Below are 25,413 nucleotides of genomic sequence, written 5' to 3'. Positions count from 1 at the left end.
TCTAAAGCAGTTACACTTCCTTAATAAACCGCTACATTCACGACAAGGAAGTCGATATGCCTCGTAATATCTCTCACGCTATTGTTAACCCTACCACCCTTAAAACATTGACCAAAAGTATGCTTGCCATCTCGCTATCAATGGCAGGTCTAGCGCATGCTGAGCTTTATAGCAGCGTGACATTTTTCGGCGATAGCTTGACTGATGGCGGTTATTTTAGTCCCATTACCCAAGGCAAGCTCGGTATTAAAGAGTCAGGTCAATTTACAACCAATCCTGATAACGTATGGGCAACGTCATTCGCTGAGCAGCTAGGTACAACAGCTGTTCCCATCGTTTATCTTGGAAATCAAGCTGGTAATAACTATGCTATTGGTGGTGCAAGAGCAGGCAAGGATATCGTTAATACGGACTTTGGCGTTAACGTTCCTGTTGCGTCTGTGAACACTCAAGTTAATGGTTATCTGGCTAATAAAAAAGTTGATTCTAATGGTATGTATGTGGTGTGGGGAGGCGCAAACGATTTACTTGCGGCAGCTGCAAATCCTGCTAATGCGATAAATACGATTTCATCAGCAGCTGGCAGCCAAGTCGCCGCTATTAAAGCGCTAAAAGATAATGGTGCCAACTATATTTTAGTACCTAATATCCCTGATATAGGTCTAACACCTACTGCTATCGCTGCAGGAGCAGGGTTTCAATCGTCTGGTACGATGTTAGCAAATTTATATAACCAAACTATGTATAGTGGCGCAGTAGCTACTGGCGCAAATATCATACCGCTCGATACTTTTAGCTTATTACAACAAGTCGCTGCCAATCCTAAAGCTTACGGCTTTACTAATATGACTCAAAAAGCGTGCAACACTTCAAGCTCGCTTTTATGTGGATCAAGTAATTTAGTCGTGCCAGATGCCAATGAAAGCTATTTCTTTGCTGATGGCATCCACCCATCAGGACGCGCGCACCAGATGATTGCTGACTATGCTAGTGCCGTCGTTACCGCTCCTAGTCTTATTGGCGTGTTACCGCACATTGCGACGACAGCAGGGCTAGCAACTAGTGAGCGCTTACAATCTCACATCAATCAAATCCAAAGTAGTGAACAAAAACCTGCCCGTAAGTTATGGGCAACCGGTGATTTTGAAAATCAAGATATTGCAGGGTTTGAAGGCGATAGTAATACCCAAGTATTATTAGGTGTAGATTTTGCTCATCCTAACTCAGCACATGCGGTAACAGGCTTGTATGGCAATATCACTCAAAAGGATTTTGAGAATTCCGGGGTTCGCACTGGCTTAAGCAATATCGACTTAGAAGAAGTAGGCTTTGGTGTTTATCATAGCAATACGCTAGATAAGCTTGGCGGCGTGCAGCTTAATGGTGCGGTTGGCTTTGGTAATCTAGATGTTGATGTCACACGTGCGGTCACACTTGGTGGCAATAAACAAGAGTTTAACTCTAATGCTGATGGCAAACGTTACTATGCTAACTTGCAGGCAGGATATCCGATGCAGCTCAGCAGCCTTGCTATCACGCCATATATCGGTGCAACGGCTAGCCGTGTGAGATTGGACGCGCTAAAAGAGCAAGAAATGTCTGGTATCGCCATGCAGTTTGATGAGCAAAAATATACTACCACGTATGGCAAGCTTGGCGTGAAAGCCAACCATAACCTAGCCGATTCACTTAATGTATTCGGTGATGTTCATTATCAAAAGCAGTTGAGTGACAATCGTGAAGCGGCTTCTGCGCGTCTTAACACCATAGCAAATATCAGCTTTGATACGCCAATGGTACAGACCGACGATGATAATTTTGGCATGACGCTTGGTGTATCCAAAAGCTTTGGTCAATTAAATGCCAATGCTGGTGTTACGCACTCGCAAGGTGATGATGACAAATCAACGAGTTTGTTTGTCGGTCTTAGCAGCACTTACTAAACGGTTTGAATCAAGCTTAGTTGCTGATAGTTTATATATTGAAGCTCAAAAAAACCGCCAAACGCTAAAAAGTGCTTGGCGGTTTTCTATTGAGATGGATTTTAAATAGGCTTTTTAAGATTTTTTCTTACGTCGTTATGAGTACTATCATGATTTAACGGGCAGTCCGTATTCCACTTTGCTAATAACCTCACCATGCTGCTCAATCGTTAGCCAGTAGCCTTTAATCATGCCGCCATATGGCAAATTGCCATTGTAGTTTTTGTAATGCTCATCAATACACTTTTGTACGATGACCTCACGTTCTGTCTCAGTCATTCGAGCAATATTTTCAGGCAAGTGAGCATGAGCCAATTGAGCCGCGCCACCACGGGACATCCAATTTGCGCCGGCAGTAAACTCAAAATCAACATCTGCTCTTAACCGATATTTAGGCAAAGGATACGCATAGTGCGCCAAATCATACTTGATTTGAGCGATGTCTTCTTCAAACGTCTCATCCTGCATATCAAGTACTGAAACCAGCTTTTCTAAGAATTGCTCAGGAGTAAAATAAGCATCGATATAACTGCCATCCAAGCCCAATTTTTCGCTAGACAATACGTGACGCAGGCGATCACAGGCAGGAATAGTATGCTTAAGGGGATAGCCCATGGCTCTGGTAATATCTTGGGGACGGCGCTCACACGTATCGATTTGAGTAATGATACGGCGCGCCAAAGAATGCTGCGGTCTATAATAGCGGGTATATTTGGAATGAGTAGCAGGAAGATTAAACAAGTGAGACTCCTATAACTCCGACAATAAAAGTATAATAATAAGCCAAATTCGGCAAATCAAATAAGGCATGGATGACTTTGTCGGAGAAAAGGCTCATGCGCTTTACCAGAGTTATTTTATATCGTGCTGGAAGTTGCAAGGCTTGTAGCGCTGTCATTGATTGATTCACAATGGCAAGTGAAAGCTACGAAACCATTAAACCCACGATAGGTCTGAATGACCATTTTTAATAATGATAGCACATCAGATAATGGTAATACTGTTAATCTTCATTATAAAACGTAGCAGTATATATCCTATTCCTTTTATAGCAAATAGACTATAACGCTGACATTTAAAAAACCCTATAAGCTGTATGCAACTTATAGGGTCAGTGTAAAGTCGAGTATATTACTTAGCTATTAACGCTCTAAATGTAGATACTGCAAATGGCGCTCGTACTGATTTAAGATATCGACCAACACTTGCTCTTTGGAGTAACCAACCAAGTCATACTCTTGCGAGCCTTCACTTAAGAACACTTCCGCACGATAATAGTACTCTGCGTTCTTAGTTGAGGTGCTCAATGTAAAGTTAGGACGCTCCGCTTTGATCAAATTAACTTCATAAATAAAGTCATCTTCATCGCCATGTCCGACGCGCAATTTGAGACCATCTATTTGACCGCTACTCTCATCCATGCCTTCATCTATATCTTGTCCGATATGTTCAGGGTTACGGATATCCAAAGACGTCTTTAGACCGCCTGCCGCAAACTCTTTTTCAACTTCCGTCATGGCAGGTCTGACCACATTTTGTAAAAACCGTTCAACTTGTGCATGGCTTGGGAAACTGACGATACGTTGCAAGCGTGCTTTCCAGCTTTTACCACTATCAAGCACATTAGCCGTACCAATCGTACTGGCTTTACGCTTATTACCTTCCTCTTTTAACGACTTCCACATCGACATCATATAGAGTACAAGGATAAGAGAGAACGGCAAACCTGCAATGACGGATACTGACTGTAATGAGGCAAAACCACCAGCAAACAATAAGCCTAGGGTAATAAGACCGGTCGCTGCTGCCCAAAATAAGCGTAACCAAACAGGTGCGTCCGTATCATTGGTCATGCCGCGTGAGCTCAAGTTTGCTAATACTAACGCGCCTGAGTCAGCTGAAGTCACAAAGAATACTAACCCGATAACCACACCTGCAAATGATAGCACTTCGCTGTAAGGAAAATACTCAAACAAGGCAAACATGCCCATTGCCGCATCATTGACTGCGATTTCACCAAGTTCAGTGGCACCATTGGCAACCAAATCTATCGCTGAGTTACCAAAGATAGAGAACCAAGCAAAGATGAATCCAAGTGGGATAAACATCACACCAAATACGAACTCACGCAGGGTACGACCACGGCTAATACGCGCAATAAATAGGCCTACAAACGGTGCCCAAGCGACCCACCATGCCCAGAAAAATATCGTCCAGCCTGATTTCCAATCAGCGCCAGCTTGACCATCATAAGCATAAACATCAAAGGTTTTGAAAACGATGGTTTGGAAGTATTGACCAATATTTTGGGTAAAGGTATTCAGCAAATAAACCGTGTTACCCATCACCAATATCGCGATTAATAGCAATATCGAAGATAGCATATTAAATTCGGATAAACGGCGGACGCCTCTTTCTACACCAGTCATCGCAGAGATCGCCGCGGCAGCGACAACACCTATGATGATAAAGGTTTGAACCATTTTGCTGGATTCAATCCCAAAAACATGAGTCAAACCAGCATTGGCTTGCAATACACCAATACCCAAACTGGTCGCGATACCCATCAAGGTACAAACCACACCAAAGGTATCAATACCATCACCAAGCCAGCCTTTAATTAAGCGCTCGCCAAAGATAGGCGTCAGTGGTGAACGTAACGCGAGTGGCATGTTTTTACGATAAGCAAAGTACGCCAATGCCATCCCGATTAAAGCATAAATGCCCCAGCCATGTAGACCCCAATGTAAAAAGGTCTGCGCAAGTGCTTCACGCATAGCCGCCTCACTGGCAGGCTCGAGCCCCGTATGCGGCGTCAGATAATGCATCAACGGCTCAGACGCACCAAAAAACAATAAATCAATGCCGATACCAGCGGAGAACAGCATCGCTGCCCACGCTAAAAAGGGAAATTGCGCCTTTTCATGATCTTGACCAAGCTTAATATCGCCATACTTAGAAAAGCCAACAAACAAGGCAAATATACTATACGCGGCAACCACCAGCATGTAATACCAGCCAAAACTCTCTGATACCCATGCCATACTTGAACTTAATAATGCCTCACTATAATCTGGAAACGCAATCGTCCAGATTATCAATAAAATAGAAATAATAGCTGAACCTAAAAAAACCGTCTTATTTAGAGTCAGGGGTTTCGTCGCATCCTTTGATGGCGAGCTGTACATAAAAGACCTCAATAGGTAAATTAAACAGGGTCTGATATTGCTTTGTCCGTCATAATCTTATGACTGATAACCGCATGACATACAAATACCTGCATGACGCACAAAGCAGTACCAATAAATAAAAATTTGTTGCTCAAGTAATGACCACTTCCATAATGGCTACTTCAGTAATTACTTAAGCAACAAGGTAAGTCATTAAAAAATCAATTTTAATGGTGTTCGTTTTCTAAAACAGTAGCGCGGATAAAAAAGACCTTTATAAAAAGGCCTTCTTATTAATATTTAATTTAAACAGAACCATAAGCACGCATCGGCTCAGCTCTCAATGGTGCACCATTAGCGACATAATAATCTACCGTCGAACGTGGCAACTGCACACCGCGCATTTTATCGACGATTTTTTCTGCCAGCATAATGGTGGTCGCGTTTAGATTGCCACTGATGATATTTGGCATAATTGACGCATCAACCACGCGCAAGCCATCGATACCATTTACCAAACCTTCGCCATTGACGACCGAATCATTGTCTTCGCCCATCGCACAGGTACAAGATGGATGATAAGCCGTCTCGCTGTGATTACGGACATACTCGTCTAACTGGGCGTCCGTCACTAAATCATCCGTTGGTGCAATCGAGCGACCACGATAAGGGTCAAGCGCTGGCTGATGCATAATCTCACGAGTGATGCGCATGGCAGCACGGAACTCTTGCCAATCTTGATCATGAGACATATAGTTAAACAAGATACTCGGATGCGCGCTTGGATCTTTTGAGGTTAGCTTGACGCGACCACGACTTGGCGAGCGTAATGAGCCCACGTGTGCTTGGAAACTATGTGATTTAACCGCACTACGACCATCGTAGCGTACTGCTAATGGCAAGAAATGGTACTGAATATTAGGATGGGTAAATTTCTCATCGGTACGAATAAAGCCGCCACCTTCGAACTGATTTGACGCGCCCAGCCCAGTACCATTGAATAACCACTCAGCACCGATGGCGGGCTTGTTCCACCATTTATTGGCAGGTGCAATCGACACTGGCAGCTTACATTCATACTGCATATACAGCTCTAAATGATCTTGCAAGTTATTACCAACGCCTGGTAAATCTAGAATTTCATTAACACCTAGATCTTTTAACCATTGACCAGGGCCAATACCAGAACGCTGCAATAATTGTGGCGAAGCAATCGCACCTGATGAGACAATCACTTCACGAGAGGCATGAAAGTTCTTGGTTTGACCTTGATGCTCGACTTTGACACCGATGGCACGCTTACCATCGAACAAGATTACATCGGTCAATGCACCCGTCAAAATCGTGATATTGCTGCGCGGTTTGGCACGGTCCAGATAGCCACGGGACGTTGAGGCACGGCGACCATTAGGCGTCACGAAACGATCCATCGGCCCAAAGCCTTCTTGCTGATAGCCGTTTAAATCGTCGGTACTTGGATAGCCAGCTTGCACACCTGCTTCAATCATCGCTTGAAACAGTGGATTGACCCCTGGTTTTGAGGTCGTCATCTCAACAGGACCACCCACACCATGATAGTTGTTCTCACCAGCATCGCGGTTTTCTAACTTTTTAAAATACGGCAGGCAATCCAGATACGTCCAATCTTCTAAGCCTTTAATCTCAGACCAGTCATCAAAATCTAGTGCATTACCACGGATATAACACATACCGTTAATCAATGACGAGCCGCCAAGTCCTTTACCGCGACCGCAGTCCATCACACGATTATTCATATTCGGCTCAGGATCGGTTTTGTAGCCCCAGTTATAAGTCGTTCCTTGTAACGGCATTGCGAGCGCCGCTGGCATTTGGGTGCGGAAATCCAAACGATGGTCTGGGCGACCCGCTTCTAGCAGCAGCACTTTAATACTGGCATCTTCGGTCAAGCGTGTAGCCAGCACATTTCCTGCTGATCCTGCGCCAACGATGATGTAGTCATACTCAGGTGTGGTTGATGTCATAAAACGCTCCATAATATTGAAAAATAAATCATTTACTATCAGTAAAGTCGAACAAAGAACAAATTAGCTCTACTACTGAACCACTTTACTGATTAAGAATTTTCTCAATACAAATGATTAAAAGACTGATTCAAACTTACCCAATTCTACTTGGATAGATTTGGTCTGCGTATAGTGTTCAAGGGCTTCAATGCCGTTTTCGCGGCCAACACCTGAATGCTTATAACCGCCGACTGGCATTTGTGCTGCGGATTCGCCCCACGTATTTAACCAGCAGATACCCGCTTCAATTTGAGCGATAACTCGATGTGCTCGGGTCAAAGCAGCAGTCACGACCCCAGCTGCCAATCCATACTCGGTATCATTGGCACGGCGAATGACTTCTTCTTCAGTCTCATAAGTCAATATAGACATCACTGGGCCAAATATTTCCTCACGTACGATAGTCATCTCATCGGTGCAATCAGTGAATACCGTCGGTGCGACGAATGCGCCATTTGCCAATTCGCCTGTCGTCACACGGTCACCACCTATTAGCAAACGTGCGCCACTGGCTTTACCTTGCTCGATATAACCAAGTACTCTTTCCATATGAGGGAAGCTGACTAGCGGGCCCATATTGATGTTTTCATCCATTGGATCGCCGAGCTTAATACGCTCAACACGCGTTAAGATAGCCTGCTCAAACTTAGCTTGCATGGCTTTAGGAACAAACACGCGCGTACCATTAGTACATACCTGACCACTGCTATAGAAGTTCGCCATCATCGCAATATCAGCTGCCGTATCGATGTCCGCATCATCAAATATGATTAATGGCGACTTACCACCCAGCTCTAATGTTACGTCTTTAAGAGATGATGATGCCGCACTCGACATGACTTTTTTACCCGTCGGCACGCCACCGGTAAACGAGACTTTGGCGATATCAGGATGCTGAGTTAAGGCCTCACCCACTTTATAATTGCCTTGCACGACGTTAAATACGCCATCTGGTAAGCCCGCTTCGGTAAATATTTCTGCCAGTTTTAGGGCGGTTAATGGTGTAACTTCTGATGGTTTAAAGATCATCGCGTTACCAGCAGCTAGTGCTGGTGCTGCCTTCCACATCGCGATTTGAATCGGATAGTTCCATGCACCAATACCAGCGACCACGCCAAGTGGCTCACGGCGAGTATAGACAAAACTGGTATCACGTAGTGGAATCTGACGACCTTCAATCATCGGTGCCAGACCCGCATAATATTCAACGACATCCGCACCGGTGACGATATCGACATACTTGGTTTCAGAATACGCTTTACCTGTGTCTTTGGTTTCGAGTAATGCCAGTACGTCGTTGCGGTCACGCAATATCTCAACGGCCTTTGATAGGATTCGACCACGCTCAACTGCTGTCAGTGCTGCCCAAACTTTTTGACCTTTTTGTGCCGCTTTAACAGCCTCATCAATTTGCTCATTGGTCGTTTGTTGGATAGTCGCCAGCACTTCACCCGTCGCTGGATTGATATCTTCAAAAGTCGTCAGCGTTTCATCTACCGCCAAATAACGACCGTTAATATAGGCAGTTTGTATTTGTTCTAAATCAATGATGTCTGTTAAGTTATTTAGCACTGTTTTTGAATCTGTCATGTGTTCTTTCTCCTTACGACGACTGGCAAAAGCTTTATAAGGTAAGCACGCCAATACCAAATAATCTCGTCATGGGTTAAATGTTTAAAATAAATTTATATAGCCTATTGCTACAAGCCTGTCTTTCAATGCTGTTTTAATAAAAAACGTTTCTTCGATAAATCAGTTGAGAGCAGCGTCTTACTCTTTCTCAGATTGCGTCATGCTTATCAAGCGTTTATGAATAGATGCTTTATCTGAGATATTGATTCCTGAAAAATCAGAGAGCCAAATACCATCAGCGACTAAACGCACCATACATAATGTTTCGGTATTGTCGGTTGCTTCATGTTTCTTTAATTGTGCATTTGCCCACTCTGCCCATAAGTCACGTAGCTCACTATCGCCTAGCATCAATGCATATAATGTCGCTTGGCTATTGAACTCATGCTGCCCTTTTTCGCCCAAGCTAATCGTGGCATTGATATAAGCACGGGTAAAGGAGCCAAAACGCACTGGGTCTTTTGCCATAGCCGAGTCAACTTCCACCTCAAACTTTTTCATCGCGTCATGAAATACTTCCATGACCAACGCGTTTTTGGTGGTGAAATGATGCATCACGCCGCCTTTAGTTACTCCGACTGCATCAGCAACCGCTTGGAAGGTCACCTTGGCCAAACCTTGCTCTAAAGTAATGCGTGCCGCTTGGTCGAGTAATGCCCGACGTACTACTTCTGGTTGTTTTTTGCGCTTATGCGCGTTTTCAGCTTCCATTTTTATCTCCAGATACACGATTAATGCCCGACAGAATTAGACAGTAAATTCATCACAACGACACCGCCCACAATCATCGCAATACCAACCACCGCTGCTGTATCCAGTGTTTGCTTAAAAAACACCAAGCCTACCAATGAGGTCAATACAATCCCAAGTCCAGCCCACAACGCATAAGCGATACCAAGCGGTATGGTCTTGATAGTCTGTGTCAATAAGTAAAACGAGATGGCGTAGAGCACACCCATAATCACTGTCGGCACCAAACGCGTAAACTGCTCTGACTTAGCTAAAAAGGTGGTGCCAATGACTTCACAAATGATAGCAATGGCAAGGTAACCGTAAGCAATAGTGGTAGGACTCATAATTAGGATACCTGTCTCAAATTGAGCACATATTAATAATGTATATACATTAAAGAAACCACACGGTCGGTATTTTATAGAAATAATCTAGCAATGTGAAGGGTTAATATGTATTTTGTTTATTTTAGATGAAATAAGGCTAGATGGAATTATGGGAGCAAGGCGGACTGATAATATGGCTTTACTTGACGCGCCGCACTTTGCATTGAACTCAAACCTTTCCTTACTATAAACAGCGAAACGCCCGTATAGCAAGGAAAGAGCAGATCCAAAAACGACTGTTTAGAGGCGGTTCTTTATATTGGTATAAGCAGGATTAATTAAGTCAAGACTGACTCAGGAAGGTTTAGCGTCCCTATGCTAGCAGCATCGATCGCCCCAGCAAGGTAACCTGGGAATTGTGTTGACCATTCACTGCCAATACCCGTCAGACAATTTTCCCATACGCCAGATATTGCTTTAGATACAGGTGCTGACGCATGTTGACCATTGCCACTCGCGTCAGTAGCAGTCGCTGTAAACGGTTCTTGCGCCCAGTCTTTGAGATATTCTCTTTTAGGATTCTCTGCCTCTACGCCAAACAGTCTTACCAACTGTGCACGGCAATGGATTTTTAATTGGGCTTCAGAAATATTTTGACGTATTTCTGCAGGTACACCTATAAAACCAAACAGCGCACCACTACCGTCTGTCACCGAAGCATCATGAATCTCAACCATAGGACCTTGTGCGCTTCTCGCCGCTCCAGAAAGACCCTGTTTTTGCCAAAAAGGCGTGTCATAAACCGCCACATATTTGGCGTGTGGCGCCATCCAAGTTGCAGTCTGCTGCCACTGCGCAGCTAGATTGGAAGGTAAAGCAGGTTGAAACGTAATGCTTTCTTGTACCAAACGTGGCGGTAGTGCAAGCAGTATATGTTGCGCTTGCCAAGTCATTACTTGCCCAGTTATGTCTTTACTAGTAAGTTCAATATATTGACCAGCATGATTAAGTTGAGATATGATTTGGCCAGTCAAAATACGTGATGCATCTAAGTGAAGATACAAAGCCTCTATCAATGCTGCCATACCGCCTTTAAGTCGCATAGAAGGTGGTGAACTCTTATAGCCTTGCGTACGAACAGCAGGCGCATCAGGCGAGCGCTCGACCATCATATCGCCGTCTTCAAACTGCGTTACGGTCTCTAATTGCAGTTCTGCAATAAGATGCGCCAACTGCTGCTGATAGTCTGGCCAAAACCAAGAAGGCCCCAAATCAAAGCTATCTATATTTTTATTACCTCTCGAAAATTTTGCAGTAACGATACGACCACCTAGCGTCGGACGCGCCTCTAACAGCACATAATCGATGCCTTTTTTCTCTAATAAATAAGCCGCATACAAGCCGCTTAGACCGCCGCCAATAATCGCTACCGATGCTTTTTTCATATTATTTTTCTCAACAGTACTTATAAACTCAGTGAACATCGATACCGATGATTTGTGATAAATGTCCAGTTTTTAGATAAACCGTGGCGGCATTCTCTCCTGCTGTTATTTGCGATATCGCATCGATAGGCAGACGTATCCAACTACCGCGCTGATAACTCTGTCCCGCTTCTATCAACGTGCCCTCTAGTACCAATAGCTCAGCACCTCCTACAATGATACCTGTAAACAATGCCTCACCTGCATTGATACGTTGCAAGCTCACTTGCTCCTTTGCATTCGAGTATAACTGGCAAACCTCACGGCCGCCTTGTTCTTGCCAGTTGTCAGCATCGTTGGTATCGATAGCGACATGACGGGTCTCGTCGACTGTCATCTGCCAAAGTTTGACAAAAATAACAGCCCCCTCATGACTATAAGGCTGATGCCCTGAAGTCGGTGGATTGCGTAGATACCAACCAGTAGGATAATCGTTGTTATCCGCAGAAAAAGTGCCTGACAATACCAGAATCTCTTCACCTCCTGGGTGCAGATGATGCGGAAAATTTGACTCAGGGGCATAGCGTACGATACTGGTAGCACGCGCTTTTTCGGTGCCAACTCGGTCAAGCATCACGCGCTCGACGCCGTTTTGTGGTGATTGGACCCACTGATAGTGTTCAGGTGCTAAGGCAGCACGGCATGAAAAGTCTGCATTGATGAGCATAATATAACTTCTAAATAAGTATGATATTGTTTGGAATTATCCCCTTATTTATCTATTTTGACAAACCAGATAAACCTATTGCTAAAGTAAGTATTTATCATTAAAAAGCTAGGTGTTAATGACGTTAGCAAAAAACCCCTTTAACTAAAGCCATTGACTTGCTATCTTGCTTACCTTTTCTATGAACATCTCACTTTCTGCCCCGTTTTTACGCTAATTTTTTAGCATTCTTTCTGACCGTTGGATCTTATGAAACCTAACATTGAGGTGAGCGCAAATGCTCGCCGGACTCAGTATTTTCAAGTATTCCTAATGGGCGTCAGCGCCTTCATTATGAATACCACCGAATTCGTCCCTGTTGCCCTATTAAGCGACATCGCCCAAGATTTCTCTATCACCACGGCAGAGACGGGCTGGATGTTGACGCTGTATGCGTGGATTGTCGCGGCCATGTCATTGCCATTGATGCTGCTGACCAGTCGCTTTGAGCGCAAGCGTTTGCTGTTGGCCTTGTTTGCGGTGTTTATTGCCAGCCATGTGTTGTCAGTATTTGCGTGGAGCTTTGAAGTGCTGCTCATCAGCCGAGTTGGCATTGCGCTCACGCATGCGATATTTTGGTCCATCACCGCAGCGATTGCGATACGTGTGGCACCGGAAGGCAAAAAAGCACTGGCGCTTAGCGTGCTTGCGACCGGTACGTCATTGGCGATGGTGTTGGGTGTGCCTTTAGGACGCGTGGTCGGTCAATGGTTTGGCTGGCGCGCGACTTTTGGTGGTATTGGTGGGCTTGCCCTTATCGTATTTATTCTGCAAATGAGACTGTTGCCCACGCTGCCTAGTATGTTTGAAGGGTCTTTTAGAAAGATTCCAGAATTACTCAAAAACCCCTTATTGGTCTGCCTATATCTGCTAATTTTACTGGTCTTTACCGCGCACTATACGGCTTACTCGTATATCGAGCCTTTTATGCGTCAAGTCGGCTCAATCAGTGAAAACGCCGCAACGGTTGTGCTGCTATTGTTCGGTGTCGCAGGGATTGCGGGCAGTGTAATTTTCAGTCGTTGGGGTGATAAATTCAATACCAGATTAATGCTGATATCGACGATACTGATACTATTGTCTATGCTCATGCTGTTATTTGCGGTGACCTCAATATGGGCGCTCAGCTTGATTGCCCTACTCTGGGGCGCGGCGCTCATGCTGCTTATCATCTCCATGCAAGCCAAGGTCATCATGGTCGATGTCAATGCACAGGATATGCTGATGTCGATGTTTTCAGGGATTATCAATTTAGGCATTGGGACGGGCGCACTGTTCGGAGGCTATGCAGTGACGCATATTTCACTATCGAGCGTGGGATATGTAGGGGCGGCTATCGCGGTTATGGCATTGCTACTGATGCTATTTATGATAAAGCGCTTTCCTGAGCTAAGCAGAAGGCTCGGCTAGCTGAAAAGCTGATAGCAAATAAGTATATAAAAAATGCCAGCCACTTAGATGGGCTGGCATTTTGCTTTTTGGTTAATTATGAAAATCCACCTTCAAATCAGTCTATCTAAAAATCCACCTTACCGCGTAATACTTTTGTTTTACCGCGCTGAGTTTTTTGATCGACACGTTTACGCTTAGCATTTCTGCTCGGTTTGGTCGGCCTGCGTGTTTTATTGACGTAAGTAGCTTTGTTGATAAAGCTTTGTAAGCGTTCAAACGCATCAATTTTATTGCGTTCTTGGGTACGAAATTGCTGCGCCTTAATAATGAGCACGCCTTCTTTGCTAATTCGGCTGTCTTTACTATCAAGTAGTCGCTGCTTATTTACATCACTCAAGCTTGAGGCATGAATATCGAAACGCAAATGAATCGCAGAAGATACTTTATTGACATTTTGTCCGCCTGCGCCTTGCGCACGTATCGCGCTAATCTCTACGTCACTGTCATTTAGACTAATGGTATTGCTGATAAAAATCATAGGATGCTTTTATAAATAATTGATAGTTATGATTAATGATAAACCATTATCAGCTACCTCGCCACTTGCCAGCTCACCCACTTCAAAAATCCGCATGTCTTAAAAGCAGTTTTTCAAGACTTATAAGCTGCAATTCAGAGATGAAACCTCATAAATGTTATTGTTTGGCATTGCTATGTCTGTCATCTGTCTGTAAAGCGTAAACCTATCTAAGGATTCGATATCGACATGCTAGGATGGTTTCAAATTGCCAAGATACTGCTTAAGCCAAGACATTGCTTAATTAGCTAACTATTTAGCAAGCAGTTTCTTGGCCAAAACTTTACCCGTCTTTTTCAAAATAAAGCTAAAAATACGATTTGATAGGAATAACTGTTTTATGACCACTAAAAATAAAAAAGTAAAACCCACTGCAAAAGTCGATGACAATGCCACTAAAGATATCGCTTGCGACCCTGCTCATAGTATCCAAGTCAGAGGCGCAAGGGTTCATAATCTAAAAAACGTCGATGTTGATTTGCCGCGTAATGCCCTTGTGGTATTCACGGGTATATCAGGGTCAGGCAAATCTTCACTGGCATTCGGTACTCTTTTTGCTGAGTCACAACATCGCTATCTTGACTCAGTATCGCCTTATGCCAGACGCTTGATCGATCAAGTGGATCAGCCTGATGTCGATTCGATAGAAGGCTTGCCGCCCGCCGTTGCCCTGCAACAACAACGAGGCACGCCGTCTGTGCGCTCATCGGTTGGTAGTGTCACGACGATTTCGAATGGCTTACGCATGCTCTACTCGCGAGCGGGCGAATACCCTGCTGGTCAAGACATACTCTACGCTGACGCGTTCTCTCCAAATACGCCAGATGGCGCTTGCCCTACTTGCTCCGGTATTGGCCGCGTGTTTGAGGTAACAGAAGAATTGCTAGTTCCTGACAATACCAAAACCATTCGCGAACGCGCCATTGCCGCTTGGCCGCCTGCATGGCAAGGGCAAAACCTAAGCCGTATCCTGACCTCACTTGGCTACGATATCGATAAGCCGTGGAATACCCTGCCCCAAAAAACCCGCGATTGGATTCTCTTTACCGACGACACCCCAGAAGTCCCTGTCTATCCAGAATACAACATTGAACAAGTACGTGACGCTATTAAAAAAGGTGAAAAACCCAATTATAAAGGGACGTTTACCAGTGCTAAGAATTTCGTCTTGCATTCTTTTGCCAGTACGCAAAGCCCGCGTACCAAAAAGCGCGTTTCCCAGTTTATGCAAATTTCTGAATGTCCAGAATGCCATGGCAAAAAACTCAAAAAAGAATCGCTATCGGTGAAATTCGCGGGTCTTGATATTGGTGAATTATCGCAATTAACCTTGACTGAAATGGCGCTTAAACTTCAGGATGCTGCCAAGACCAAACCAAATGACAACATGCCAAACCGAGAAAAGGCCATTGTTGCTCAACGTATTGCCAGTGACATTCTGTCTCGAGTTGAGGCGTTGACCACACTAGGCTTAGGGTATCTTTCGCTTGAACGCACTACACCTACTTTGTCTCCGGGTGAATTACAACGCCTAAGACTCGCTACCCAAATTCGCTCTAAACTGTTTGGTGTGGTCTATGTGCTTGATGAGCCGTCTGCTGGATTACATCCTGCCGATACTCAAGCGCTATTGGGCGCATTGGATGAGCTGACAGCGGCTGGTAACTCGTTATTTATTGTTGAGCATGATGTCAGCGTGATTCGGCACGCCGATTGGATTGTCGATGTGGGGCCAAAGGCTGGAACCCATGGCGGCGAAGTTATTTACAGTGGCCCTGTAGCAGGCTTGCGGGACGTTGCGCAATCACGCACGGGACAGTATCTTTTTGAGACTGAAGGGGCGGTTGAGCATACCCCAAGAAAAGCAAAAGCCTCGCTACAGCTGGTCAATATCGAACGCAACAACTTACAAGGGCTAGATGTAGCGTTTCCTCTAGGGGTGATGACAACGGTGACGGGCGTATCAGGTTCAGGCAAATCAAGTCTAGTCAGTCAAGCGCTGGTCGATCTCATTTATAGCGAATTAGGGCAGAAGACAATCATCGAAGCACCGACTGGCGAAGCTGATTTACTAGAGCAAGAGCTAGAAACTCAGACCAGCGGTAAGATTGCTAATGGTATGGAGCACGTAAGTCGATTGGTGACCGTCGATCAAAAAGCCATCGGTCGTACGCCGCGCTCAAACCTTGCTACTTATACCGGCCTGTTCGATCATGTGCGCAAATTATTTGCCGCAACGCCAGAAGCCAAGGCACGACGTTACGATGCCGGTCGCTTCTCCTTTAACGTTAAGAAAGGCCGCTGCCCAAATTGTGAAGGTGTTGGTTTTGTGAGTGTTGAGCTGCTATTTCTGCCGAGCGTTTACTCGCCGTGCCAAGTGTGTCATGGGCAACGCTACAATGATGAAACCCTTGAGATCACTTATCGAGGCAAAAATATCGCTGAAATCCTCGATCTCACTGTCGAATCTGCTTATGAATTCTTTGTAGAAGAATCATCTATCCTACGAGCATTAGACGCGTTGCTAAAAGTCGGACTGGGTTATCTCAGGCTTGGTCAGCCAGCAACCGAGCTTTCGGGCGGTGAAGCACAGCGCATTAAGCTTGCCACCGAACTGCAACGGACACAACGAGGAGACACGCTTTATATCCTTGATGAACCAACAACTGGCCTGCACCCTTCGGATGTGTCGCTATTGATGGCGCAATTGAACGGACTCGTTGACGCTGGTAACACTGTGATTATGGTTGAGCATGACATGCAAGTCGCTAGTAACAGTGATTGGATTATCGATATTGGGCCGGGCGCTGGCGATGAGGGCGGTCTTATTGTGGCAGAAGGCACACCAGCAGAGGTTGCGAAGTCAAAAGCCAGTCGTACCGCGCCTTTTTTGCTGTTTTAGTCTATTAGGGCACATTTTATTAAAAATCTTTTATCAACTCAGCAACTGACGGCAGCGCTCAATTACGGGCGCGTCGACCATTTGACCTGCTATTTTAAATACCGCTTGCCCGCTCCGCTCGTATTCTTCTATCACACGTCTTGCAAACTCAATATCGGCGTCAGTCGGTTGCAGAGATTGCTTAACAGTTGCTACTTGCTTTGGATGGATACAAAGCATTCCGGACATGCCCATTTGTGACCATAATTGCACTCGCTGCCCAAGCCCCTTACCATCATTAAAATCAGTATAAACTGTATCAATAGGCGCTAATAATTGATGTACTTTTGATGTGAGTAAAAGCTGATAACGAATTTGATTAGCAATAACATCTGCTGCCGCTGTACCTACGTGCACCTGTAAATCATTGCATAAATCTAAAAACCCATAGCTAAATGCAAGCAGTCCAGCAGATTTTGCCATACTATCGATTTGATATAAACCAAGCGCTGTCTCTATTAACGCAATGACGGGCAGTCCAGTCATGTTATGAGCGTTTTCAATATCTGATGCTTGCTCAGCTTTGGCTAGTAACACGCCAGCCAAATTAGGCATTTTCTGACAGAGCACTACGTCTTTGAAAAACTCCTCACTACCTGCTTTATTGATGCGTACCCAAATCGGCTGATAAGCCTGACTATTATAATAAACTTGTAAATCTTTGCGAGCTTGCACTTTGTCCGTTGTAGCAACCGCATCTTCTAAATCCACAATCACTGCATCTGTCCCACTGGCAAAGGCTTTTCCCACTCTATCTATGCGAGTGGCTGGAACAAATAACCATGTTTTGATATTGGAAAATTTTTTAACAATAGATGCTTGCATGCTTTATTCCTTCCTTAAATACTATTACTTCAAACATTATTATTTCAAACACTGTTACTTAAAATATTAGTACTTACTATAACCAAATAAAAAACCGTATGCCATTTATCAGCATACGGTTTTAGAAATGGCTCTACTTTTAGAGGGCGAACGTCTAACTAAGCCAACATCCCGCCATCGACAACAATCGTTGCGCCCGTCGTATAACTTGACGCATCAGACACTAGATATAATACCGTGCCAGCCATCTCATCTGGATCTGCTACGCGTCCTAATGGAATTGCATGTAGCGCCATTTTTAAGACTTTATCATTAGTCGTTAACGCTGAGGCAAACTTAGTATCGGTTAAACCAGGCAACAACGCGTTGACACGAATGTTCAATGGGCCACACTCTTTTGCAAACGCTTTAGTCATGCTAATCACAGCAGCTTTAGTGATTGAATAGATGCCTTGCTTGTCACCTGCGACTAAGCCATTGACCGAAGCGGTATTTAAGATAACCCCGCCGCCCTGCTCGCGCATCATCTTACCAGCAGCTGTCGACATAAAGAAATAACCACGAATATTGACTTCGACAGTTTTATCAAAAGCGGCTAAATCGGTATCTAAGATATGCCCGTAGTAAGGGTTGGCAGCGGCATTATTGACCAAGATATCAATTTGACCAAATTCGCTTTTGATATGCTCAAAAATAGCATCAATCTGATCCATCTCACCCACGTGACAGGCAAAAGCACTGGCTTTATGTCCATCAGCGACGATGCTATCTGCCACTGCTTGGCAAGCATCAATCTTGCGGCTAGAGACAATGACGTGCGCGCCTCTAGAAGCTAATAAGCGTGCAATAGATTCGCCAATACCACGACTAGCACCTGTGACCAAAGCAATCTTACCCGTTAAATCAAATAAATCTTTCATTATTATTCCTTATATCTTTAAATATATTATTTATACATTTTAAATGTGTAGCAGAGCTGGAAGAAATTTTTGCAGCCTCTGGAGTGCAACGCACACAGCAAGCAAGAAAATTTTTACCAGCTCTGAGATACTTAGCTTAGAAATTTCATACCAATCGTTTTAAGGAATTGCATTAAGTCAGCTAAGCCAACATGCCACCATCAAGGGTAAAGGCATGACCATTCATAAAGCTGCTTTCATCGCTCGCCAGCCATGCAATCGCGCCGGATACTTCATCAACTGTCCCTAAACGGCGTAGCGGGCTGGCATTAATTGTTGCTTTTTGCGCTCGCTCGCCCATCTTCGCCATGGTATTTTGCACCATAGGGGTATCAATAAAGCTTGGACAAACGGCATTAAAGCGGATATTGACGCGCGCATATTCATGAGCAGCAGACTTCGTCAGTCCCATCACGCCATGTTTAGCGGCGCTATACGCTGACAATAACGGCGCAGAACGCAGCCCTGCGATAGAGGCGACATTAATCACGTGACCGCCACCATTGGCTGCCATACAAGTAACAGCCGCACGCATGCAATGCCAGACACCTTTTAGATTAACGGCAATATTACGGTCAAAATCATCATCACTTAGCTCATGCATCGGTGCAGGCTGATGGTCGATGCCCGCATTATTTACCACGACATCAAGACCACCCAGCGTTTCTATGGCAAAGGCAAATAATGCACGTACTTCGTCGCCAATCGTCACATCGACCTTTTTAAAGACGATACTATTGCCCGCATCTTGACCTTGCTTGGCAACGGCTGCGCCCATCTCTTCTGCCATATCACCGATCACGACTTTTGCGCCGCGACTGGCTAACAATAACGCACTTGCCGCACCGATGCCAGACGCACCGCCCGTGATTAAAATACGTTTACCAGAAACGTTACTGGCTACGTCTGATGCAATTCCATTTGTATTCAGTGTCATGATTTATCCCTCTACCTTAAGTACCAGTTTGCCGAAGTTTTCACCTTTAAAGAGCATCATCAAAGTATCAGGGAACGTCTCGATACCTTCAACGATATGATCTTTTACTTTCATATCACCTGACTGAATCCAGCCAGCAATCTCTTTCATCGCGATTGGATATTCTTTGATATTATCAAAGACCACGATGCCTTCCATACGGGCACGATTGACCAATAATGACAGATAGTTTGACGGCCCTTTTACCGCTGTGGTGTTGTTATATTGGCTAATCGCACCGCAAATCACGATACGCGCGCGCAGATTAATTTGGGTAAGGACGTCATTTAAGATATCGCCGCCTACGTTGTCAAAGAAGACATCGACACCGTTTGGACAAGCTTGCTTTAAGCCTTTTTTGACATCCTCATTTTTATAATCTACTGCAGCATCAAAACCCAACTCATCGACTAAGAATTTACATTTCTCAGCACCGCCTGCGATACCAACGACACGGCAGCCTTTTAGTTTGGCAATTTGCCCAACTAAGCTACCAACCGCACCCGCAGCCCCAGAGACGACCACCGTCTCGCCAGCTTTTGGCTTGCCTGTTTTCAATAAGCCAAAGTAACCGGTCATACCCGGCATACCGAGTACACCTAAGTAATAAGATAAAGGTGCAAGGTTTGGATCGACTTTATGTAGCCCTGTGCCATCGCTGACCGCATACGATTGCACGCCGTTATGACCTACAACATAATCGCCAACGGCAAATTTCTCATGCTTACTTTCAATGACTTCGCCCACAGTACCAGCGCGCATGACTTCACCAATCTGTACCGGTGCGATATAAGATTTAGCATCGTTTAACCAGCCACGCATCGCTGGATCCATCGAGATATATTCAATTTTTATCAGTAACTGACCGTCTGTGATAGTCGGTAGTTCTGACTCAGTATAATCCCACGTCTCTGCACTCGGCGCGCCAATAGGTCTTTCTTTTAAGCGCCACTGCTTATTCATTGTTGTCATTATTTATTCCTTTAAAGTTGTATTTATTATTAATATCAAAACTGATTCAAAATCTCTTAAAACCATTCTGCTTGCATATTGGTACATACCGCATTGTCGTTATTTAACAGTTCGATGTCGCGATTGATTAACGGCAACTCCCAATCGATAAAGTATTTTGCTGCTTGTAGTTTGCCATGATAAAAATTCTGCTTTTCAATATCTGTTGTCTCGCTTAGCAATTGCTCAGCTTTACTGGCTTGGCGAATCCAAATCCAGCTGACTACGATTGAGGCAAAGATATTCATCAATGCTTGCGCGTTGCCAGTCAGCGTTAGTGCTTTTTCCGTTTGCAGGATTTTGCTTAAATGTACCAACACTTCATGCAAATGACCCATATAAGGCATCAATTTACCGGCAAGTTTGGCGGTTTCTGGCGTGCTGATACTTTCTAAGTCTTGAGTAATTTCACGTTTTAGAATTTGGATACCAAGCCCTTTGTTTTGCCATAACTTACGAAATGACAAATCTAACGCTTGCACGCCATTTGTGCCTTCATGAATGGGGTTGAGACGGTTGTCACGCCAAAACTGCTCGGCTTGATATTCACGCGTATAACCTGCACCGCCCAATACTTGAATACCTAAATCATTGGCCTTTGGACCATATTCAGAGGGCCATGCTTTTAACACTGGCGTGAGTAAATCCAGCAGTTCTGATAGCTCAGCTTTTAGTGTTGCATCTTCACAGGTATTGATACGGTCAATCAGGTTTGAGCCATATAAACACAGTGATATGCCGCCCTCGCTATAGGCTTTTTGCGCCAGCAGCATACGCTTAACATCGCCATGCTGGATAATCGCTGTTGCTGCATCTTCAGGCTTGTTATTTGGTGCAATTCTGCCCTGCGTTCTGTCTTTGGCATAATCGAGCGAATACTGATAACCGCGATAACCAATCATCGCGGCGCCAAAGCCAACCGCGATGCGCGCTTCATTCATCATCTTAAACATATAACGCAGACCAAAATGCTCTTCGCCGATAAGATAGCCATAGCACTCGCCTGCATCGCCAAAGCTTAATGCGGTAGAAGTCGCGCCTCTATAACCCAGCTTATGAATAAGACCCGTTAAATGGACGTCATTATGCTCGCCAACCGATAAATCATCATTGAGTCGATACTTGGGTACGGCAAATAAAGAGATACCTTTGACACCACCAGGACCGCCCGGCACTTTGGCTAAGACCAAATGCACGATATTGTCAGACAATTCGTGATCGCCTGCTGAGATATAAATCTTACTGCCTTTTACGCGATAGCTGCCGTCGTCTTGTTTAACGGCGGTAGTTTTGATATCGGCAAGCGATGAGCCAGCATGTGGCTCAGTTAATGCCATCGTGCCCGTAAATTTACCCGTTAGCATACGCGGCATAAAGGCATTTTTAATCTCATCACTGGCGAAATGTGAGATAACATTAATCGCGGCAGTGGTCAAAAATGGATAAGCCGTCGTTGATGGGTTGGCCGCCATAAAATAGCCTGCCACTGCGGTCATAACCGTTTCGGGTAATTGCATGCCACCATCATCAAAGCTATAACGACCAGCGATGAAGCCCGACTCACGAAACGCATCAAAGGCGACTTTTACGTCACTTATCATGCTGACTTTTTTGCCATCGAACTGTGGTTCGTTTTTATCCGCAATATGGTTGTGCGGTAAGAATAAATTGGTCGCGATTTTATTGGCGGTGTCTAATACTGCATCGAAGGTTTCGCGGCTGTGTTCTGCAAACTTCGGATGCTCGGTTAAATGTTCAGTACCCAATACATCATATAGTTGGAACGGTAACTCAAAGTCATTGATAAGCGTATCTGCTGCCATAGTATTCTCGTTAACTCATTAAATTTGGTGATTCATTGATATTAATCTAATTTAACGCCTTGCCGTATTGTCATTTATGACATAATTATGGTCAAATAAGACATCCTCTCTAACCTATAGTGAGTGAGTTTCAAATTACGTATCGTGCAGCTGGTGAATATTAGCCATAAATTTGCATATACTTAAAGGAAGCCAAATTTTGCCCTACTTCAAACCGTTTAAAGTGATTATCGTTGGCTTCGATGGCGTGCTCGGCAGTGTGCTCGCTGGGGCGCTAGATTTATTTTCATTTACTGGCGTCAGCTGGCAACGGTTTTTGGATGAGGCAGTAGAACCAAGGTTTGACGTGCAGATTGCAAGCTTAGGTGGCGCGGATATCAGATGCAGCAACCGTTTGATTATGCGAGCGCATTGCGATATTCAGGAAGTCACAGAGTGCGACTTACTATTAATTCCAACCATTGGCGATTCAATTGATAAAGTATTAAGCCAAAATAGCGATTTAATTCCACACATCAAGCGACTGGCGAATACCAAAGCGGATATCGCTAGTAATTGTAGCGGGGCTTTCTTTTTAGCAAAAGCAGGCTTGCTCGATGGCAAAGTAGCGACCACCCATTGGGGCTATGCCAGTAAGTTTAAGGCAGATTTTCCACTGGTTGATTTGCAAGAGAATCAATTTGTCACTCAATCAAAGAACCATCCAAAAAGCCAGCCAAAAATTGATTCAGCACACCAATCAGGCAATATATTTTGTGCGGCAGGTGGTAGCGCCTTTTATGACTTGGGATTGCTATTAATTGAGCGGTATTGCGGGCGTGAGATTTCTACCCAAGTGGCAAAAACCCAGATTATTGACAGTAAAAGAGGCAATCAAAACAGCTATACCAATGTGACATTGCATAAACCACATTCAGATCAGCTGGTTAAGCAAGTACAAGAGTTTATCGAGGAAAACTTCAAGCAATCTATTCAAGTTAGCGGCTTGGCAGCCATGGTAAATATCACCCCACGCACCTTAAACAGACGCTTTCAATCCTGCGTTGCGATGCGTCCGATTGAGTATATTCAAGCGGTGAGAATTGAGCAGGCCAAGCGCTTACTAGAATTGGGCGATGTGACGATAAAATCGTTAGCGGAGCGAGTTGGTTACGATGATATTTCCTCATTCACTAGGCTTTTTAAACGCGCTACTGAACTGACCCCGAAAGAATATCAGGATAAATTTTCACGCTTGGCGATTTAACTCTATAGTAGATTTTTTAGAAGTAATACGTTGCTGCAACAAATTTATCACAGCAACAATTTTATATAATTAATTCGATATAAAAACGATACAACTTTTCATTGAGCGACTTGATAGTTACGTATCTGATTTATTTAGATTCGACTATAGACCTAAATTTTATTGCCACAAGCCTTCTACATGAATGGCATCGGCTTTAATCGTTGGGTAATCGTTAAATACCAATTGATAGCCACCGACTGTATTGGCGCTAAGCTGGCACGTCGCCCCCAGTGGAAAGCTGTGTTTCTGACCAATATGACCAAAGCGCATACCGCTATAAATCGGCAATCCTGTCAGCTTATGCAATTGACGAATTACGGTGGCGACATCATAACGCTTGTCATAGCTATCCTCACCGCTACCCGATAGCGCGCCAAATACGATGGCTTGCTGATCTTTAAATACGCCTGCTAAATACAAATCATACAGCATGCGCTCAATACGATAGGCTTGCTCACCGACATCTTCTAAAAATACGATACCGCCAGCAATTCGTGGCAAATACTCACTGCCTGCCAGCGCTGACACCACGCTTAGATTGCCACCCCACATAGTGCCCGTTATCGTTTTTGGCTCAGAGCTTGCCAAGATACTCGGTAAATTCGGACTGGTTAAAGAGGCGTCTGGTATATTGATAGCCAGATTTGGATTGGTTAATGCTTCCGCAAATTGTCGACAGCTGACTTGGTCGGGTTTGGTTTTGCCAAACTCACTATAAAGCATCGGTGCCGCAAGCGAGCTCATGCCTCCTTTTGCCAGTAGCGCACACTGAATCGCGGTCACATCGCTAAAGCCCGCCAGTATCGTGCCACGCTCCTTCATAATACGACCAAGCGTCGACCAATCCACCATCGGCAATAAACGCACGGCACCATAGCCACCACGTACACCAAGTAGCAGTTTAGGTGCTTTAATTGCACCTGTAGCGATGTTTTGCAAATCGCTAGCGCGCTGCGAATCCGTACCTGCAAAGCGCAAATACTGCCGTTTGGTAATCGTAGGATTGTCGACTTTAAAGCCCGCACAAGCCATGCGATCTAACGCCAATTCATTACGCTCGTCACTACCACCGACGTTGGAGCTGGCAAAAAGCCGCGTCTCAATATTTGGCGTGATACAACTCGTTTGCGCCTGCAATGTTTCGGGCGCTGCTTGTTGTGCTTGTCCTGATGGCAGATCATCTTTGGTCAGTTGCGTGCTGTTATCTTGCTCAGTCGTATTAGAAGCCAGCGCTTGAGTGATGCTTTGGGTCGCTAACAGCCCTGCCCCTACGCTGATTCCGACTTGACATAAAAATTGGCGACGATTAAGTCCAGAAGATATCTTGGTCATTATTTTACCTTTTGTACTATTCAGTTAATGCTTGTTTAACAAGGATACTTATTTAGCATTGATGCTTTAAATGCACGCGATTTCATTTAACATGCGCTAAGCCTTTATCTTTGAAACATTGCATTATAACGGAAGTTGAGACGGCAATTTGGTTTAAGATTGTCTAGGGTAGCTCAACCCATTGTTATACTAGTCAACAAAACAATACAGAA

The 25,413-nt window shown here is 44.5% G+C and carries 19 protein-coding genes; 4 read left to right on the top strand and 15 right to left on the bottom strand.

The window, feature by feature from the left end; genetic code table 11:
• Positions 1 to 56: 56 nt before the first annotated feature.
• Positions 57 to 1,943, top strand: coding sequence for an autotransporter domain-containing protein (locus tag PCRYO_RS04535; RefSeq protein ID WP_011513219.1), 1,887 nt, complete (start codon positions 57 to 59; stop codon positions 1,941 to 1,943).
• Positions 1,944 to 2,090: 147 nt separating this feature from the next.
• On the opposite strand, the gene PCRYO_RS04530 is transcribed toward PCRYO_RS04535, so the two are convergent.
• The 8 genes from PCRYO_RS04530 to PCRYO_RS04495 all read right to left on the bottom strand — a co-directional run bounded on the left by PCRYO_RS04530 (position 2,091) and on the right by PCRYO_RS04495 (position 12,038).
• Positions 2,091 to 2,723, bottom strand: a complete 633-nt coding sequence (locus PCRYO_RS04530) for a hypothetical protein (RefSeq protein WP_011513218.1) — start codon at positions 2,721 to 2,723, stop codon at positions 2,091 to 2,093.
• Between the two features lie 401 nt (positions 2,724 to 3,124).
• On the bottom strand, positions 3,125 to 5,170 hold the full coding sequence (betT, locus tag PCRYO_RS04525) for a choline BCCT transporter BetT (RefSeq protein ID WP_011513217.1): 2,046 nt from the start codon (positions 5,168 to 5,170) through the stop codon (positions 3,125 to 3,127).
• 287 nt (positions 5,171 to 5,457) lie between these two features.
• The gene (gene betA, locus PCRYO_RS04520) at positions 5,458 to 7,155 is read right to left on the bottom strand and encodes a choline dehydrogenase (RefSeq protein ID WP_011513216.1); all 1,698 of its coding nucleotides are present in this window, start codon (positions 7,153 to 7,155) and stop codon (positions 5,458 to 5,460) included.
• Between the two features lie 117 nt (positions 7,156 to 7,272).
• Positions 7,273 to 8,787 carry a betaine-aldehyde dehydrogenase gene (gene betB / locus PCRYO_RS04515; protein WP_011513215.1) on the bottom strand — a complete coding sequence of 505 codons (1,515 nt, stop codon included), beginning with the start codon at positions 8,785 to 8,787 and terminating at the stop codon, positions 7,273 to 7,275.
• A 180-nt stretch (positions 8,788 to 8,967) separates the two neighbouring features.
• Positions 8,968 to 9,540 carry a TetR/AcrR family transcriptional regulator gene (locus PCRYO_RS04510; protein WP_011513214.1) on the bottom strand — a complete coding sequence of 191 codons (573 nt, stop codon included), beginning with the start codon at positions 9,538 to 9,540 and terminating at the stop codon, positions 8,968 to 8,970.
• Positions 9,541 to 9,560: 20 nt separating this feature from the next.
• Positions 9,561 to 9,905, bottom strand: a complete 345-nt coding sequence (locus PCRYO_RS04505; protein ID WP_011513213.1) for a DMT family transporter — start codon at positions 9,903 to 9,905, stop codon at positions 9,561 to 9,563.
• Between the two features lie 320 nt (positions 9,906 to 10,225).
• Positions 10,226 to 11,332, bottom strand: a complete 1,107-nt coding sequence (locus PCRYO_RS04500) for a flavin monoamine oxidase family protein (RefSeq protein WP_041753413.1) — start codon at positions 11,330 to 11,332, stop codon at positions 10,226 to 10,228.
• A gap of 28 nt (positions 11,333 to 11,360) precedes the next feature.
• Positions 11,361 to 12,038 carry a cupin domain-containing protein gene (locus PCRYO_RS04495; RefSeq protein WP_011513211.1) on the bottom strand — a complete coding sequence of 226 codons (678 nt, stop codon included), beginning with the start codon at positions 12,036 to 12,038 and terminating at the stop codon, positions 11,361 to 11,363.
• 249 nt (positions 12,039 to 12,287) lie between these two features.
• Between PCRYO_RS04495 and PCRYO_RS04490 the strand changes: the two genes are divergently transcribed.
• Positions 12,288 to 13,487 (top strand): sugar transporter, encoded by a 1,200-nt coding sequence (locus PCRYO_RS04490; protein ID WP_011513210.1) that lies wholly within the window; start codon positions 12,288 to 12,290, stop codon positions 13,485 to 13,487.
• 106 nt (positions 13,488 to 13,593) lie between these two features.
• Here the strand turns inward: PCRYO_RS04490 and arfB are convergent, their stop codons facing one another.
• Positions 13,594 to 14,007, bottom strand: coding sequence for an alternative ribosome rescue aminoacyl-tRNA hydrolase ArfB (arfB, locus tag PCRYO_RS04485; RefSeq protein ID WP_011513209.1), 414 nt, complete (start codon positions 14,005 to 14,007; stop codon positions 13,594 to 13,596).
• Positions 14,008 to 14,386: 379 nt separating this feature from the next.
• Here arfB and uvrA point away from each other — a divergent pair, with 379 nt between their 5' ends.
• Positions 14,387 to 16,948: an excinuclease ABC subunit UvrA gene (gene uvrA / locus PCRYO_RS04480; protein ID WP_011513208.1), complete on the top strand. Its 2,562-nt coding sequence runs from the start codon at positions 14,387 to 14,389 to the stop codon at positions 16,946 to 16,948.
• Positions 16,949 to 16,981: 33 nt separating this feature from the next.
• Here uvrA and PCRYO_RS04475 read toward each other — a convergent pair whose 3' ends face one another.
• The 5 genes from PCRYO_RS04475 to PCRYO_RS04455 form a co-directional block, all read right to left on the bottom strand.
• Positions 16,982 to 17,812: an HpcH/HpaI aldolase/citrate lyase family protein gene (locus PCRYO_RS04475; protein ID WP_011513207.1), complete on the bottom strand. Its 831-nt coding sequence runs from the start codon at positions 17,810 to 17,812 to the stop codon at positions 16,982 to 16,984.
• Between the two features lie 158 nt (positions 17,813 to 17,970).
• Positions 17,971 to 18,732, bottom strand: a complete 762-nt coding sequence (locus PCRYO_RS04470) for an SDR family oxidoreductase (protein WP_011513206.1) — start codon at positions 18,730 to 18,732, stop codon at positions 17,971 to 17,973.
• Positions 18,733 to 18,913: 181 nt separating this feature from the next.
• Positions 18,914 to 19,708 (bottom strand): SDR family NAD(P)-dependent oxidoreductase, encoded by a 795-nt coding sequence (locus tag PCRYO_RS04465; RefSeq protein ID WP_011513205.1) that lies wholly within the window; start codon positions 19,706 to 19,708, stop codon positions 18,914 to 18,916.
• Positions 19,709 to 19,711: 3 nt separating this feature from the next.
• Positions 19,712 to 20,719: an NADP-dependent oxidoreductase gene (locus tag PCRYO_RS04460; protein WP_011513204.1), complete on the bottom strand. Its 1,008-nt coding sequence runs from the start codon at positions 20,717 to 20,719 to the stop codon at positions 19,712 to 19,714.
• 56 nt (positions 20,720 to 20,775) lie between these two features.
• The gene (locus PCRYO_RS04455) at positions 20,776 to 22,581 is read right to left on the bottom strand and encodes an acyl-CoA dehydrogenase (RefSeq protein WP_011513203.1); all 1,806 of its coding nucleotides are present in this window, start codon (positions 22,579 to 22,581) and stop codon (positions 20,776 to 20,778) included.
• Positions 22,582 to 22,780: 199 nt separating this feature from the next.
• On the opposite strand from PCRYO_RS04455, the gene PCRYO_RS04450 reads away from it, so the two are divergent.
• On the top strand, positions 22,781 to 23,827 hold the full coding sequence (locus PCRYO_RS04450) for a GlxA family transcriptional regulator (protein WP_011513202.1): 1,047 nt from the start codon (positions 22,781 to 22,783) through the stop codon (positions 23,825 to 23,827).
• A 159-nt stretch (positions 23,828 to 23,986) separates the two neighbouring features.
• On the opposite strand, the gene PCRYO_RS04445 is transcribed toward PCRYO_RS04450, so the two are convergent.
• Positions 23,987 to 25,201: an LD-carboxypeptidase gene (locus tag PCRYO_RS04445; protein ID WP_011513201.1), complete on the bottom strand. Its 1,215-nt coding sequence runs from the start codon at positions 25,199 to 25,201 to the stop codon at positions 23,987 to 23,989.
• Between the last annotated feature and the right edge of the window lie 212 nt (positions 25,202 to 25,413).

It is taken from the genome of Psychrobacter cryohalolentis K5, assembly GCF_000013905.1.
Lineage (GTDB): Bacteria > Pseudomonadota > Gammaproteobacteria > Pseudomonadales > Moraxellaceae > Psychrobacter > Psychrobacter cryohalolentis.
Note: the sequence above shows the minus strand (reverse complement) of the source record. Positions and strands in the feature narration are given on the sequence as shown.